The organism is Pantoea sp. B270 (assembly GCF_018726825.1).
Taxonomy (GTDB): domain Bacteria; phylum Pseudomonadota; class Gammaproteobacteria; order Enterobacterales; family Enterobacteriaceae; genus Pantoea; species Pantoea dispersa.
This window is the reverse complement of the sequence record NZ_JAHCSX010000003.1, coordinates 364928-378587: the sequence shown is the minus strand read 5'-3', so window position 1 is coordinate 378587 and position 13660 is coordinate 364928. Positions and strand designations below refer to the sequence as shown.

Genomic DNA, 13660 nt, shown 5'->3' with positions numbered 1-13660 from the left:
GTCCGCGGCACGCAGGTTTCAACAAGCCTGATCTCTAGTGAGGCCAACACCGATTTTATATTTTAATTTCAAGAAGGTATTTGGCCCCGAAAGAGCTTCTCTGGTTTATAAGAAATCATATAGTTTCACTTTCAGTGTCACTATACCAATTTTAATAAACTAACTTAGCCATTCAGTCATGATCTTTTCCAGTTTATCCAGTGATTGCGTGCGCTTTTCCTCCGACATTTTTACGATGTTGCTGAGCTTCCATTGAACGGCTGGCAAATTTTGAATGTGGATTTCTGGTGCTAAATGCCAGTCAGGTTCGCCGCGTTTGAATGACATCAGGAAATCGAAGTCCTGCTGAGTAAAATGCGCCTTCAGCTCACTGAGCATGCTTTCCGGAACCTCTCTCAGCGCTTCCAGTGAGACATTCTCAAAGGTCATGCCGCTGAATTCATTTTGAAAGGGCGCGGTAATATCCTTCCAGCGCGGGCTAAGCACTTCGGACAATGGACGCTTATGGCTAAGCAAATAAGTAATAAAGCCATTGAAAATCGCCCGGTCGATTCCCTGGGTATCAAGAAGCATTTTAACGTCGTAAAAATCTCTGGGATGCTGGCGATCTAACGCAGCACATAGCTTGCCACCGTATAAGTCAGGCAGTGAGGTAACCGGGATCGCGGCAAAACCAAATTCTTCCTCCACCGCTTCCACGACATCGCGTTCTTGCGGTGGATACAATGTTCCACGGGCAACGGGTGAAACTTCAATTTTAATTTGCGCGTCATTCGTGGTGACAATAATGCGCATCTCATCGGGGTTATTGGTTTGCAGCACTGCGCTGATCCCGGCTTGCGCTTCCAGTTCGGCAGCGATGCGGGCAAGCGCTTCCCGCACGTTGGGTAACGCAACCTCTCTGCTTTCCAGTGGGATATAAGCCAGATCGATATCAACGGATAATCGGGGAAAATCACGGATGAATAAATTGATCGCAGTTCCACCTTTCAGCGCAAAACAGGTCTCGTTAGCGACATAGGGTAATGCCCGCACCAGCAGCGCGACCTGGCGGTAGTAAGGTGAGGTTTTATCCATGGCTTATTCCCTTCTTAGTAAAACTTTCGGGCACAGTAATCAGGTATTGCGTGTCCAGTTTGCCATTAACAACGATTTGTCGGTTGCCCGATCCCAGGTCGATTTTGCTGGTATCCACACGTTTGAACCATGCATGTTCATAGAAGCTGGCGAAAAACAGATACAGGCGCTTGGTTCGCACAGACTTGCTGAGCGTGAGAAGGTTCTCCACTTTACGTGGGTTGAGATTGACCAGCCCCTGAAAAAGCTCGGTAGCGTGCTCAAATGAGATTTCCTTAGGCACCGCGCTTAATAGCTCGTAGGCGGCCAGTTCTGGCACGCTGGCAGTTATTTTTTTCCCTTTGATCTCAAGCTGGGTTCGGTACTTCTCATCCAGTTGAGGAAGTTTTAAGGCCGATAACGTAAGCCACTCAACATGGGGAAATTCTTTAAACCATTTGGGCAATATGGTTTTACTTTCAACGCTAATCCAGCATTGGCTCTGTTTAAGCTGTAGGTAATGGGATCGTCCCTGCCAGGAGAGGCTACTCATTCCAGCCAGATAGACCGATGCTTCAAGCTGGTTCTGCAGACACCATAGCGCATCGCTCCAGTCAGGTTCCCGGCCAGCGCGGACATAAACACCAGCACGCAGTTTTTTCAGCCAGCCATTTTGCGCGTATTTAAATGCCAGTGAAGGCGATATGTTGTTTCGGGTTAGCCAGTTTTGTAAAACCAGGCTTCCTGGAGCGGTGTTCTGCAACAGCCAGTTTATTTTTGAGGTCATATATTCACTAATGGTGTGACTATGATTAAAAAAGTAAACCGCCCTGCGAGTAAAAAGTCAATGTACGGTGTTGATCGCAACTTGAGCATCGTCAACAAAAAATAAAGACTTTCCCTCAAAATTCCGCAAGATCCATCAGGCCCACTCTCCGCCACACGGGCATACTCATTCCCCAGAGAGGATGCTATGCCAGTAAACAAAAATGATCACCGCGAGACCTACCGCAAGCGCTTCGACAAGGTGTTCGACTATATCGAACGCCATCTTGATGAAGCGCTGCTGCTGGAGCAACTGAGTGAAGTGGCACACTTTTCGCCGTACCACTTTCACCGCCAGTTCAGCGCCTGGTGCGGCATGCCGCCGGGGCGTTACATCCAGCTGATGCGGCTCAAACGGGCGTCGTACCGGCTGGCATTCAATCCGCACGAGAAAATCATTGAGATTGCGCTCGATGCCGGTTTTCAGCATGCCGAATCATTCAGTCGCGCCTTTAAGCAGGTATTTGACGTGACGCCGAGTGAATTTCGTCAGCAGCCGGTGTGGATGACCTGGCATCAGCGCATGCCTCAGCCACCCGTTAAACGGAGAGAGAGTATGTCAGTTGAGATTAAAATGTTTCCCACCACGCCGGTGGCGATGCTCACGCATCACGGCGATCCGCAGCGCATCAACGAAACGGCGGCGCAGTTTATTGCCTGGCGCAAAAGCAGCGGCGCGTCGCCGGTGCGCAGCAGCCAGACGTTCGGCGTCGCGCCGCACGATCCGGCCAGCACGCCAGCCGGGGATTTTCAGTATCACCTTTGCGGTTCGGTGACGGCGCCGGTTAACGAAGACAACGCCTTTGGCGTCGTTAACAGCACCATTCCCGGCGGACGCTGCGCGGTGCTGCGTCATCACGGCTCGCACAGTGCGCTGACCGAGTTGGCGCGTTCGCTCTATAGCGAATGGTTGCCGGCCAGCGGTGAAGAGCTGCGCGATTTCCCGCTGTTCTTTCACTATCACAACTTCGTGCATGAAGTGGCGGAACACGAATTGCTGACGGATATCTATCTGCCGCTTAAGTGATAAGGGTCCCGGTAGCAATGGCTATCGGGATTTTTATGCAGGATTGCGATACGTATTCACGGCTGACATTTTTTTCCTCCTGCCTCGCGGCAAGGCATGGCAAAATGCCCTGCGATCCAATCAGCACAGGCGAAGAGGCGACGATGACAGAGCAACTCGAACAGCGTATCTATGAACTGGTCCGGCGCTATGACGGCGTGTATCTGTTCAAGCAGAAAACGCTCACGCCGCAGATTGATATCGACAGCGATCTCAACTTTGAGCGCGACGAAGCCGCCGCGCTGATGGAGGAGTTTTTCAGCGAGTTCGCGGTCGATCGCGCGAATTTCGCTATTGAAACCTACTACCCGGACGAACCGTCGCTGGCGCAAATCCTCAACCCGTTCAACAAGCGTGAAGTGCCGGTGGTACCGGATTTCACGCTGGGCATGCTAATTGCTTCGGCGCAGGCGGGGCGCTGGCTGTTTGAATAATTCGGCAGCGCCCCGCTGCGGTTTGGCGGTCAGCGGCTCAGCGTGCCACGTGAACACCAAATCCGCGCTCACCTTCCGCAAGATCCTCGCGCAGCGTCAGCGCCGGAATCGCATATTCACCGCCGTTCTGGCGACGGAAGGCAATCGGTTGATCCTGCGCTAAGCGATCCAGCCGTTGCGCCAGCGCGGTGCACCAGCCAGCATAGCGTTCCTGCGCCGACTTCTGCACGCGATACAACACCAGCGGTGGCAACACGCTGAAGCCGGGATAGAACAGCATGCCGTGCTGGATCGGGAACAGCAGATCCTCAATCGGGCCGTTGATGCCGCGCGGCGCGTAGTGCGACTCCCAGCCGCCGGTGGTCACCACCAGCATGGCGCGCTTGCCGGCGAGCGTGCCTTCGCCGTAGCGATCGCCCCAGTGGTGATCGTTGTGCTCGCCGACGCCATAGGCAAAACCGTTGGCATACACACGGTCAAACCAGCCTTTCATGATAGCCGGCATCGAAAACCACCACAGCGGAAACTGAAAAATCACCGTGTCGGCCCAGCGCAACTTCTCCTGCTCGGCTGCAATGTCCGCTGCCTGCAACTGGTTGTCGTAGGCGAAACGCGAATCCAGCGTGGCATCAAAATGTGCGCCCACCGGAGGTGCCAGCGTGTCGGCGGCATCCAGCTGTGCTTTCCACTGCATGGCGTACAGGTCTGACACCTGCACCTGATGGCCCGCCTGCTGCAGATGATTCACGGCAAAGTCTTTCAGCGATCCGTTCAGCGAGCGCGGTTCCGGATGGGCATACACAATCAAAACATTCATGGCGGTATCCTGTGAGATGAAAACCGCTGCAGGTTAAGCCAGCTCTGGCTATAGTAGAAATAAATTACTGATATCTCAGGTATAGATGACATGAATATGCACTCGCTGGATTTGAATCTGCTGCAAACCTTAGACGTGCTGCTGGTGGAGCAGAACGTGACGCGCGCGGCGCAGCGCCTCAATCTGTCGCAGCCGTCGGTAAGCGCTCAGCTGGCGCGCCTGCGGGTGCTGTTTGACGATCCGTTGCTGTTGCCTGGTCCGCGCGGCATGCTGCCCACCGCCCGCGCCGAGGCCCTGCGCGAACCGCTGCGTCTGGCGCTGGAAGCGCTGGAGCGCGCGGTGGCACCGCCGGCAGCGTTCGATCCGGCGCGCGCGGAGCTCACCTGGCGTATTGCCGCCACCGATTACATGTCATCGGCACTGATCCTGCCGGCGCTAAAACTCATTCGTGAAGCGGCACCGCGCAGCCGCATGGCGGTGTTTGCACTCAATCCGCCGCAGGTGGCGCAGCAACTGGAGAAGGGCGAGCTGGATATGGTGTTTCACACCGGCGACAACGCACCGCCGACGCTGCATCAGCGCCGCTTGTTCAGCGAGCGCTACGTGCTGGCCGGCCGGCGCAATCATCCGCAACTGCAGCAGCCCCTGACGCTGGACCGTTTTTGTCAGCTGGAGTTTGTGATGGTTTCGCCGGATGGCGGCGGCTTCAGTGCAGCCACCGATCGCGCGCTGGCCAGGCTCGGCCGCACGCGCCGCGTCGCGCTCTCGGTGCCGCATTTCCTGTTTATGCTCGACACGCTGGCCAACAGTGATTTGGTCGCCGTGCTGCCGGAGCGCCTGGTGCGAAACGCGCCGCAGCTCCGCGTGCTTGCACCGCCGCTGGAGATTGAAGGGTTTGACATCCTGATGCTGTGGCACGAGCGCCTGCATCGCGATCCCGCCCAGCAATGGCTGCGCCAGCAGATTGTGGCGGCGCTGTAAACCTGAACTCTCGCCGAATAAGTCGCGGTCTTCATGCCCTCAGGCCTTGTCCGTCAAGGCTTGATCCTGCATTGCTGATGCGATTAGCGCCACCGCTCCACAGCACGCATCATATCAACACGACGAAACACTCGCGTTTTAACGTGCAGGAGAAAAGACCATGCAGATATTTGTCACCGGGGCCACCGGCTGGGTAGGTTCAGCGGTGGTGGAAGAGTTGATCGCGGCGGGCCATCAGGTTACGGGGTTAGCGCGTTCGGCGGAAAAAGCCGTGGCGCTGGCCGTCACTGGCGCACAGGTTATTCGCGGTTCGCTGGAGGATGCTGATGTGCTGCGTGACGCCGCGCGTTCTGCGGACGCCATTATTCATACCGCGTTTAACCATGATTTCTCGCGCTTCGTGCAGAACTGCGAGCAGGACCGCCAGGTGATCGAACTGCTCGGCGAGGCGATTGCCGGATCGGATCGCATGCTGCTGGTGACGTCCGGCCTGTCCGGTATGGCGCGCGGGGCGACGGAGCTGGATCAGCCGCAGCCGGTGTCACCGCGTCAGTCGGAAGCGGCGGCGCAGGCGCTGTCGCAGCGCGGCGTGCACGTGGCGACAGTGCGGCTGGCACCGTCAGTGCATGGCCTCGGCGACCACGGTTTTGTGCCGATTCTGGTGCGGCTGGCGCGTGAGAGCGGGATTTCCGCCTGGTGCGGCAGCGGTGAGAACTGCTGGTCCGGCGTGCACCGTCGCGATGCGGCGCGCGTCTATCGGCTGGCGCTGGAGCAGGGCGTCACCGAGCGCGTTTATCACGCGGTGGCCGATGAGGCGGTGCCGTTCCGCGCTATCGCGGAGACGATAGGACGCCAGCTCGGATTACCCAGCGGCGAGCGCGACCGGGCGCACTTTGGCTGGTTCGCCAACATGGCGGCGGGCAACATGGCGGTCTCCAGCCAGCGCACGCGCACGCTGCTGGACTGGTCTGCAACCCGCCCGGACCTGCTGAGCGAGCTCGATACGCCTGCCTATTACACCCATCTCTGATATCACGCTGCCGCTGCGTGCGGCAGTTTTTCTGGATTATATCGATGAAAAATAATGTATTTATCACCTTGCTGCCGGTGACGCTGGCGGTGTTTATCGCTTTTCTCACCATGGGGATGCAGCTGCCGGTGCTGCCGCTGCATCTGCAGCAGAATCTCGGTATGGATACGCTGGCGATCGGCACGGTCATCGGCGCACAGTTTATCGCGTCACTGCTGACGCGTTCGTGGGCGGGCAACTTCGCCGATATGCGCGGCGCGAAACGTGCGGTGCTGGCCGGGCTGTTGGTAGTGGCAAGTTCCGGCGTGATCTACCTGATTTCGCTGCTGTTCGTTGATCGGCCTGCCAGCTCGGTGGCCATCCTGCTGCTGGGGCGTGTGGTGCTGGCGCTGGGCGAGAGCCTGCTGGCCACCGGCGCGCTCGGCTGGGGGCTTGGGCTGGTAGGGCCGGCCAATGCCGGTAAAGTGATGGCGTGGATCGGTATCGCGATTTACGGCGCCTGGGCGCTGGGTGCGCCGCTGGGCGTGGCGATTTATCACGGCTGGCACTTCACCGGCATCGCCATGGCGATCATCGTGGTACCGCTGCTGCCGCTGATGTTTATCACGCAGGTGCGCGCCGTCGCGCCGACCTCGACCAAACGCACGCCGTTCTACAAAGTCATGGGCGCGGTGTGGCGGCCGGGACTGGGTCTGGCGCTCGCCAGCGTCGGCTTTGGCATGATCACCGCGTTCATCGCGCTGCTGTTTGCGGCCAGGGCCTGGAGCAACGCGTCGCTGGCGTTCACCGCGTTTGGCGTGGCGTTTATCGCGGCGCGCCTGTTCTTTGCCCATCTGCCGGATAAGCTGGGCGGCGCGCGTGTCGCGCTGGTATGCGTGCTGATTGAAGCCTGCGGTCAGCTGCTGATTTGGGGCGCTGATGACGCGACGCTGGTTTATCTCGGCGCGGCGCTGACCGGTTTTGGCTATTCGCTGGCCTTTCCGGCGTTCGGCGTGGAAGCGGTACGCCGTGCACCGCCGCACACCCGCAGCCTGGCGATGGGGGCTTACGTGGCGTTTCTTGATATCGCGCTGGCGATCACCAGTCCGCTGGCGGGCGCGCTGGCCGCCCACCGCGGCGTGGCTTCGGTGTATCTCGCTGGCGCAATTGCCGTGGCGCTGGCGATGCTGGTGGCGCTGAGCCTGATGGCGCGTCAGCCACAACCACAGGCAGCGATGGAATAAGACCCGCCGCAAAAAATTCACTTCTCCCGCGCCGCAAAAATCATCACACTAGCCACCTTTACCATTAGGGAGAGATGGCATGAAAAGCCGATTGCTGCTGGCGCTGACGCTGTTCGCCAGCCTGAGCACGCCGTTGTGGGCCGACGAAGGCGTCTCGTTTAGCCATAAAGACTGGGAGCTGGCTTGTGATAATACGCTGACCTGCCGCGCCGCCGGCTACAGCGCCGAAGAGGGCGCGGGCGGATCGGTGCTGCTGACGCGCGCCGGCGGGCCAGACAGCCTGACGCACGGGCGCGTGGTGCTGGCCGATACCGGCGACGATGATGCGCAGCAGGTGAATGCGCTGGCACTGTGGATTGACGATCGCGCGCTGGGCGAGGTCAGCAAAGCGGAGAACGATGAGTGGACGCTAAGCGACGCGCAGACCCAGGCGCTGATCGCCGCCATCAAAGGCAGCGCCAGAGTGGAGTTTCGCGGTGCGGCCGAGCCGTTTGAGCTCTCCGGCAACGGGGCCTTTGCCACGCTGTTAAAAATGGATGAGGCGCAGGGACGGCTGAACACGCCGGGCGCGCTGGTGCGCAAGGGTAATCAGCCGGAAGCCAGCGTACCGGCGGCAGTGGCGATGCCGGTGATCCAGCAGGTCCATGTGCTGAAAGCCGCGCCGCGCCCGCTGACGCCAGATGAACTGGCACAGGTCAAGCCAAAGCTGATTGCCTCGCTGACCGATGATGACAGCTGTGACAATCTCGCGCCGTCCGACGATCAGCCGGAAGAGGGCGCAGAACCGCCTACGCTGACGCCGGTGGATGCGCAGCACGTGCTGATCGCCGCGCTGTGCTGGCGCGGAGCTTACAACGAAGGCTACGGTTTCTGGCTGCTGGATAACGCGCTGCAGGGCACGCCGCAGCTGATCACCGATTCCGGATCTGATTATCACGACGGCATGATCAGCGAAGCGCAGAAAGGGCGCGGCATTGGCGACTGCTGGAGTACCGCTGCATGGGTGTGGGACGGCCGCCAGTTTGTGCAGAGCAGCGAGGCCACCACCGGCATGTGTCGTGCCATCCGCGCCGGCGGCGCATGGCAGCTGCCAACGCTGGTCACCGAAGTCAAACCGGCGGGGTAATGTTCAGCGTGCGTCGCCAGGCGGCTGGGTCACTTAATCCGTCACGGATTTTGCCGCATCCCACACGGCCATGACGTGGGCGATGGCGGTGTCGATCTGCGCGCCGTTGATGCCATCGCGCACCAGCACCGACACGCCCAGCAGAAAAGCGTCGAGGGCGATGGCGATGGCGGCGGCATCGGTGTCGGCGCGCAGCTCGCCGCTGTCGATGCCGCGCTGCACGCAGGCCGTCATGCCTGCCAGCGTGCGGGCACGTGAGCGCGCCAGCGGCTGCGTGACATCCGCGTGTTCGGCGGAAGGCGCACTCATCACGCCCAGGCCGACCATACAACCCAGCGGATGGCCGGCCTCACACTGCATGCTGGCCGAGCGCCGCAGCGCGGTCTCCATTGCGGTACGGGGCGGCAGGCTGTTATCCCACAACGGCTCCACCACCTGCGCGTAAGTCGACAGATAGCGCTGCACACACTCCTGGAACAGCGCCTGCTTCGAGCCAAAGGCCGCGTAAAAGCTCGGTGCGGAAATACCGCCGGCAATTCCCGCCTTCAGCTGCGTTAACGATGTCGACTCATAGCCGTGCTGCCAGAAAATCTTCATCGCCTGTTCAATGGCCGCATCACGATCGAACGTACGCGGCCGTCCCATAGTGGCCATCTCAGTGCTCCATTAATCTCAATGCTTAAATACTAATCGATACATAAGTCGTTGACAATGGTCTCGCACGTCAACTAATGTATCGATCAGTATATATTTGTGCCTGCGGGCGGCGGATAGCGTATCCGCGGTAGTGTGTTCTTAAGCCGTAACAGGTTATCGCACTTCGCCAATTTATATACTGATCGGTACATATAATTTCAACGAGCGGCGCGCGCCTTATCTGCACGCTGATGACATCGGGAACGCTGATTGTGACGACTTTGAATACCGCCGCGGATAAAACCCGGCCGCTACCGCTGGGCGCGCTGCTGGCGCTGGCCATGACCGGTTTTATCTGCATCATCACCGAAACCTTACCGGCCGGACTGCTGCCGCAGATGGCGGCGGGCCTCGGCGTTTCCACCGCGCTGGCCGGGCAGACCGTAACCGTTTATGCGCTCGGCTCGCTGCTGGCGGCGATTCCGCTGACCATCGCCACCCAGGGCTGGCGCCGCCGTAACGTGCTGTTGCTGGCTATCGTCGGTTTCCTGATTTTTAACTCCATCACCACGTTCTCGACCCACTTCGCACTGACGCTGGTGGCGCGCTTTTTCGCTGGCGCAGCGGCGGGACTCGCCTGGAGCCTGCTGGCCGGCTATGCGCGGCGCATGGTGCCGGTCCACCAGCAGGGCAAAGCGCTCGCCGTGGCGATGGTCGGCACACCGATTGCGCTGGCGCTGGGCGTTCCCGTCGGCACCTGGCTGGGCACGGCGGTGGGCTGGCGCACGGCGTTCGGCATCATGTCAGCGCTGACGCTACTGCTGATCGGCTGGGTGCTGCTGCGGGTACCTGACTATCCGGGACAAAGCAGCGATCAGCGTCTGCCGCTGCGCACGGTGTTCATGACGCCAGGCGTGCGTCCGGTGCTGGGCGTGGTGCTGGCGTGGATGACGGCGCACAACATTCTCTACACCTACATCGCGCCGTTCGTTAGCCAGGCGGGCCTCGCCGGGCAGGTGGACAGTGTGCTGCTGGTGTTTGGCATCGCGGCGCTGGCGGCTATCGGCCTGGCCGGTCGCCTCGTCGATCACCACCTGCGCGTCGCCGTGCTCGGCAGTCTGGCGCTGTTTACGCTGGTCTCGCTGCTGTTCATCTGGCTGGCGCGCATGCCGCTGCTGGTTTATGTCGGCGTGGCGCTGTGGGGGCTGACGTTTGGCGGGGCGGCCACGCTGCTGCAAACGGCACTGGCGGATGCAGCGGGCGAGGGCGCGGATGTGGCGCTGTCGATGAACGTGGTGGTGTGGAACAGCGCGATTGCCGGCGGCGGTCTGGCCGGTGGCGTGTTGCTTACTCACTGGGGCGTGGCGTCTTTCCCGCTGGCGCTACTGTTGCTGCTGGCGATTGGCTTCCTCATCGCACTGCAGGCACGTCAGCACGGTTTCCAGGCCGGCGCGCGGCACCAGCGCGTACAAGGTCACTGACTAGCCGTGCGCACATGAAAATTTAATTCACTGTTTTAAATGGCATTATCACAAAATGGAGATCAATCACGTGTTCAAAAAATTACTGTTAACCCTGCTGCTCGCCTCGGCCGCGCTGTTTTCCGCCGCCGGCACCGCCGCGGATGAATTCCCGCTGCCCGCCGGTTTTACCAGCAGCTATCAAACTGTGGACGGCGTGCGCCTGCATTATGTGAAGGGCGGCAGCGGACCGCTGGTATATCTGGTGCACGGTTTCGGGCAGACGTGGTACGAGTGGCACCAGCTGATGCCGGAACTGGCAAAAAACCACACCGTCGTGGCGGTGGATCTGCCGGGGCTGGGGCAGTCTGACGTGCCGCATTCGTATCGCGCCACCGATGTCGCACCGCTGCTTTATCAGCTGGCACAACAGTTCGCCGGCGGCAAAAAATTCGACCTGGTGGCGCACGATATTGGTATCTGGAATACCTATCCGCTGCTGGTGAAACATCAGGACAGCATCCGCCGCGCCATCTTTATGGAAGCACCGATCCCGGACGAAAGCATTTATCAGTTCCCGGCCTTTACGCCTGAAGGCGAATCCCTGGTGTGGCACTTCAGCTTCTTTGCGGCGCAGGGACAGCTCGCTGAGCAGCTGATCGCCGGTAAAGAGCGCCTGTTCTTTGAGCATTTCATCAAAGAACATGCCGCCAACAAAGCGGTGTTCACCCCGGCGCTGCTCGATCTTTACAGCAAATCCTATGCAAAACCGCACAGCCTGAACGCCGCCTTTGAATATTACCGGGTGCTGAATCAGGGAGTGGCGGACAATAAAGAGCTCTCCCGCGAGAAAATTGCTGTGCCGATGCTGGCGATTGGCGGTGGCGGTCACGGCGGACTGGGTGCCTATGAGCAGCAGGTGGTCAGCCGCTACGCTTCGCAGGTCACCGGCAAAGTGTTACCTGGCTGCGGTCACTGGTTACCTGAAGAGTGCCCCGCGCCGCTGAATGCGGCGGTGATGGCGTTTCTCGCGTCCGGGAAATAACGCGGTGCGCAGGCCAGTTTTAGCGCTGGCCTGCGTTGAGGTGAGCGTCTCAGGTTTTATTCAGGCAGCACTGCTTAAACTTTTTGCCGCTGCCGCACGGGCAGGGATCGTTGCGGCCGGTTTTTTCACCGGCAAAATGCGGCAGCTGCGGAGCCGGATCGGGCTGCGCCATGCGCTGTTCCTGCCAGTATTCGTGCAGTTCCAGCGCCGCCGGGCGAATTGCCTCGATGCTGGCCTCAAACGCGTCCGGGGTGAAGGCTTCACGCTGCGCCAGCTGCTCTTCACTGCCGTGCAGCGCAATCGCCTGCAGCGCCGGTTGCTGTGCCGCCGGCAGCTGCGCCCAGTCTGCATCCAGCGCCACGCCGCGCATGTAGCCGTAGCACCAGTCTTCCACCACGGTAAACAGCTGGCCTTCCATCTCCTGCTCGCCGAACAGCGGATCGAACTGCTCCGGGTACTCCGCCAGTCGCTCGGCGATGTCGTTAAAGTGCTGGAAGGTCAGCGCCATGAAGCGGTCCATTTCGCGCGCGTTCGCCCACTGAGGAATCTTCTTCTCACCGCCCCAGATCGCCACCAGCCATTCGCTCGGTTCGATATCGTTCGGGCCGGAGAGCAGGGCGGTCAGCATGCCGTCCAGTTCGGCGGTGTCCACCACGGAGTGTTCGTTGCCATATTTTTCCAGCATGTCATCAAGCCAGTTCAGCTCTTTTTCGGTTAACGGACCCTGATTCATCCGGCGTCTCCTGCGGTGTGCATTGGTGGGCAAAAATTGCTGGGCGCGATTATAGCGGCAGCGCGCCTGATTTACCGCTTTTTGCATATCGATAGCCGAAGTGCGCCTAAAAAGGAATCGCCATAACTTATCGCGCAACAGTATTGGCGGGAAACGGCGGCGAATGTCAGCGTAAACGCAGGATTTACCGATAGCGAGGAGACAACATCATGGCGGATACCCTGCCAGTACTGGATCTGGCCCTGCTGGAATTACCGGACGCAGAGCAGGCAGCTTACCTGGCGCAGCTGCGAGAGACCGCGCGTGACGTCGGTTTCTTCTATCTGGTTAATCACGGCATCAACCCGCAACTGCTGCACAACGTGCAGAGTATCACGCGGGCGTTTTTTGCCCTGCCGCAGGCGGAGAAGCAGCGCGTGGCGATGATCCACTCGCCGCATTTTCGCGGCTACAACCACGCCGGCGTGGAATACACCCGCGACCAGCGCGATCAGCGTGAACAGTTTGATATCGGTGCCGAACGCGCGGCGCTGACGCTGCAGCCGGGCGATCCGGCGTGGAAACGGCTGCAGGGGCCTAACTTATGGCCGGAGGCGTTACCGCAATTGCGTCCGGTGATGCACGCCTGGCAGCAGGCGATGACCGCCATCGCGCTGCGCCTGCTGCGGGCCTTTGCTAAAGCGCTGGCGCTGCCGCCGGATGCGTTCGACGCGCTGTATGGCACCCAGCCCAATGAGCACATCAAGCTGATTCGTTATCCCGGTCAGGCGGCAGAAGCCAGCCAGCAGGGCGTCGGCGCGCACAAAGACTCCGGCTTTCTCACCTTTTTGCTGCAGGACGATCAGCCCGGTTTACAGGTGGAAGTGTCACCCGGTCACTGGGTGGATGCGCTGCCCAAGCCGGGCGCGTTCGTGGTCAACATCGGCGAACTGCTGGAGATTGCCAGCAATGGGTATCTGCGCGCCACCGTACACCGCGTGGTGTCGCCGCCGGCTAATCGTGAACGCTTGTCGATCGCTTTTTTCCTCGGCGCGCAGCTGGATGCCGAAGTACCGCTGTATCAGTTGCCGCCGCAGCTGGCGGCAGAAGCCCACGGTCCGACCAGCGATCCTGACAATCCGCTGCTGCGCGAAGTGGGCTGGAACTACCTCAAAGGGCGTCTGCGTTCCCATCGCGATGTGGCGCAGCGCTATTACGCTGATGCATTAAGCACAGTGAAATCATAAGA

14 protein-coding genes are annotated in these 13660 nt (G+C 59.9%); 9 read left to right on the top strand and 5 right to left on the bottom strand.

Annotated elements, in window-relative coordinates; translation table 11 throughout:
- Positions 1 to 159 precede the first annotated feature (159 nt).
- Entirely contained in the window at positions 160 to 1077 is a 918-nt protein-coding gene (locus tag KOL70_RS21225) for a nucleotidyl transferase AbiEii/AbiGii toxin family protein (protein ID WP_215481543.1), read from the bottom strand.
- Positions 1070 to 1843, bottom strand: a complete 774-nt coding sequence (locus KOL70_RS21220) for a type IV toxin-antitoxin system AbiEi family antitoxin (RefSeq protein WP_215481542.1) — start codon at positions 1841 to 1843, stop codon at positions 1070 to 1072. Before KOL70_RS21220 ends, KOL70_RS21225 begins: the two co-directional genes overlap by 8 nt.
- Positions 1844 to 2029: 186 nt before the next feature.
- Here KOL70_RS21220 and KOL70_RS21215 point away from each other — a divergent pair, with 186 nt between their 5' ends.
- The gene (locus KOL70_RS21215; protein WP_215481541.1) at positions 2030 to 2908 is read left to right on the top strand and encodes a GyrI-like domain-containing protein; all 879 of its coding nucleotides are present in this window, start codon (positions 2030 to 2032) and stop codon (positions 2906 to 2908) included.
- Positions 2909 to 3051: 143 nt separating this feature from the next.
- Complete coding sequence (locus KOL70_RS21210) at positions 3052 to 3381, top strand: DUF1493 family protein (protein WP_058757234.1); 330 nt, start codon at positions 3052 to 3054, stop codon at positions 3379 to 3381.
- A 37-nt stretch (positions 3382 to 3418) separates the two neighbouring features.
- Here KOL70_RS21210 and KOL70_RS21205 read toward each other — a convergent pair whose 3' ends face one another.
- Positions 3419 to 4198, bottom strand: a complete 780-nt coding sequence (locus KOL70_RS21205) for an NAD(P)H-dependent oxidoreductase (protein WP_215481540.1) — start codon at positions 4196 to 4198, stop codon at positions 3419 to 3421.
- Positions 4199 to 4288: 90 nt separating this feature from the next.
- On the opposite strand from KOL70_RS21205, the gene KOL70_RS21200 reads away from it, so the two are divergent.
- The 4 genes from KOL70_RS21200 (at position 4289) to KOL70_RS21185 (ending at position 8558) form a co-directional block, all read left to right on the top strand.
- Complete coding sequence (locus KOL70_RS21200; protein ID WP_215481539.1) at positions 4289 to 5179, top strand: LysR family transcriptional regulator; 891 nt, start codon at positions 4289 to 4291, stop codon at positions 5177 to 5179.
- 160 nt (positions 5180 to 5339) lie between these two features.
- The gene (locus tag KOL70_RS21195) at positions 5340 to 6209 is read left to right on the top strand and encodes an SDR family oxidoreductase (RefSeq protein WP_021506745.1); all 870 of its coding nucleotides are present in this window, start codon (positions 5340 to 5342) and stop codon (positions 6207 to 6209) included.
- A 44-nt stretch (positions 6210 to 6253) separates the two neighbouring features.
- Positions 6254 to 7432, top strand: a complete 1179-nt coding sequence (locus KOL70_RS21190) for an arabinose transporter (protein WP_215481538.1) — start codon at positions 6254 to 6256, stop codon at positions 7430 to 7432.
- Between the two features lie 79 nt (positions 7433 to 7511).
- On the top strand, positions 7512 to 8558 hold the full coding sequence (locus KOL70_RS21185; protein WP_132464367.1) for a DUF1176 domain-containing protein: 1047 nt from the start codon (positions 7512 to 7514) through the stop codon (positions 8556 to 8558).
- A 33-nt stretch (positions 8559 to 8591) separates the two neighbouring features.
- Here the strand turns inward: KOL70_RS21185 and KOL70_RS21180 are convergent, their stop codons facing one another.
- On the bottom strand, positions 8592 to 9212 hold the full coding sequence (locus KOL70_RS21180) for a TetR/AcrR family transcriptional regulator (protein WP_132464371.1): 621 nt from the start codon (positions 9210 to 9212) through the stop codon (positions 8592 to 8594).
- 233 nt (positions 9213 to 9445) lie between these two features.
- Between KOL70_RS21180 and KOL70_RS21175 the strand changes: the two genes are divergently transcribed.
- Both KOL70_RS21175 and KOL70_RS21170 read left to right on the top strand, forming a co-directional pair.
- Complete coding sequence (locus KOL70_RS21175; RefSeq protein ID WP_215481537.1) at positions 9446 to 10675, top strand: MFS transporter; 1230 nt, start codon at positions 9446 to 9448, stop codon at positions 10673 to 10675.
- A 70-nt stretch (positions 10676 to 10745) separates the two neighbouring features.
- Complete coding sequence (locus KOL70_RS21170; protein ID WP_215481536.1) at positions 10746 to 11699, top strand: alpha/beta fold hydrolase; 954 nt, start codon at positions 10746 to 10748, stop codon at positions 11697 to 11699.
- 49 nt (positions 11700 to 11748) lie between these two features.
- Here the strand turns inward: KOL70_RS21170 and KOL70_RS21165 are convergent, their stop codons facing one another.
- The gene (locus KOL70_RS21165; protein WP_058776430.1) at positions 11749 to 12432 is read right to left on the bottom strand and encodes a YecA family protein; all 684 of its coding nucleotides are present in this window, start codon (positions 12430 to 12432) and stop codon (positions 11749 to 11751) included.
- 206 nt (positions 12433 to 12638) lie between these two features.
- Here KOL70_RS21165 and KOL70_RS21160 point away from each other — a divergent pair, with 206 nt between their 5' ends.
- Entirely contained in the window at positions 12639 to 13658 is a 1020-nt protein-coding gene (locus KOL70_RS21160; RefSeq protein WP_371824681.1) for an isopenicillin N synthase family dioxygenase, read from the top strand.
- Positions 13659 to 13660 lie beyond the last annotated feature (2 nt).

Excerpts from the sequence above, each read along its gene's own strand:
- KOL70_RS21175 (WP_215481537.1), top strand. The coding sequence starts at position 9,446 with ATGACATCGGGAACGCTGATTGTGACGACTTTGAATACCGCCGCGGAT.
- KOL70_RS21220 (WP_215481542.1), bottom strand. The coding sequence starts at position 1,843 with ATGACCTCAAAAATAAACTGGCTGTTGCAGAACACCGCTCCAGGAAGC.
- KOL70_RS21190 (WP_215481538.1), top strand. The coding sequence starts at position 6,254 with ATGAAAAATAATGTATTTATCACCTTGCTGCCGGTGACGCTGGCGGTG.
- KOL70_RS21215 (WP_215481541.1), top strand. The coding sequence starts at position 2,030 with ATGCCAGTAAACAAAAATGATCACCGCGAGACCTACCGCAAGCGCTTC.
- KOL70_RS21210 (WP_058757234.1), top strand. The coding sequence starts at position 3,052 with ATGACAGAGCAACTCGAACAGCGTATCTATGAACTGGTCCGGCGCTAT.
- KOL70_RS21185 (WP_132464367.1), top strand. The coding sequence starts at position 7,512 with ATGAAAAGCCGATTGCTGCTGGCGCTGACGCTGTTCGCCAGCCTGAGC.
- KOL70_RS21165 (WP_058776430.1), bottom strand. The coding sequence starts at position 12,432 with ATGAATCAGGGTCCGTTAACCGAAAAAGAGCTGAACTGGCTTGATGAC.
- KOL70_RS21195 (WP_021506745.1), top strand. The coding sequence starts at position 5,340 with ATGCAGATATTTGTCACCGGGGCCACCGGCTGGGTAGGTTCAGCGGTG.
- KOL70_RS21180 (WP_132464371.1), bottom strand. The coding sequence starts at position 9,212 with ATGGCCACTATGGGACGGCCGCGTACGTTCGATCGTGATGCGGCCATT.
- KOL70_RS21200 (WP_215481539.1), top strand. The coding sequence starts at position 4,289 with ATGAATATGCACTCGCTGGATTTGAATCTGCTGCAAACCTTAGACGTG.
- KOL70_RS21205 (WP_215481540.1), bottom strand. The coding sequence starts at position 4,198 with ATGAATGTTTTGATTGTGTATGCCCATCCGGAACCGCGCTCGCTGAAC.
- KOL70_RS21225 (WP_215481543.1), bottom strand. The coding sequence starts at position 1,077 with ATGGATAAAACCTCACCTTACTACCGCCAGGTCGCGCTGCTGGTGCGG.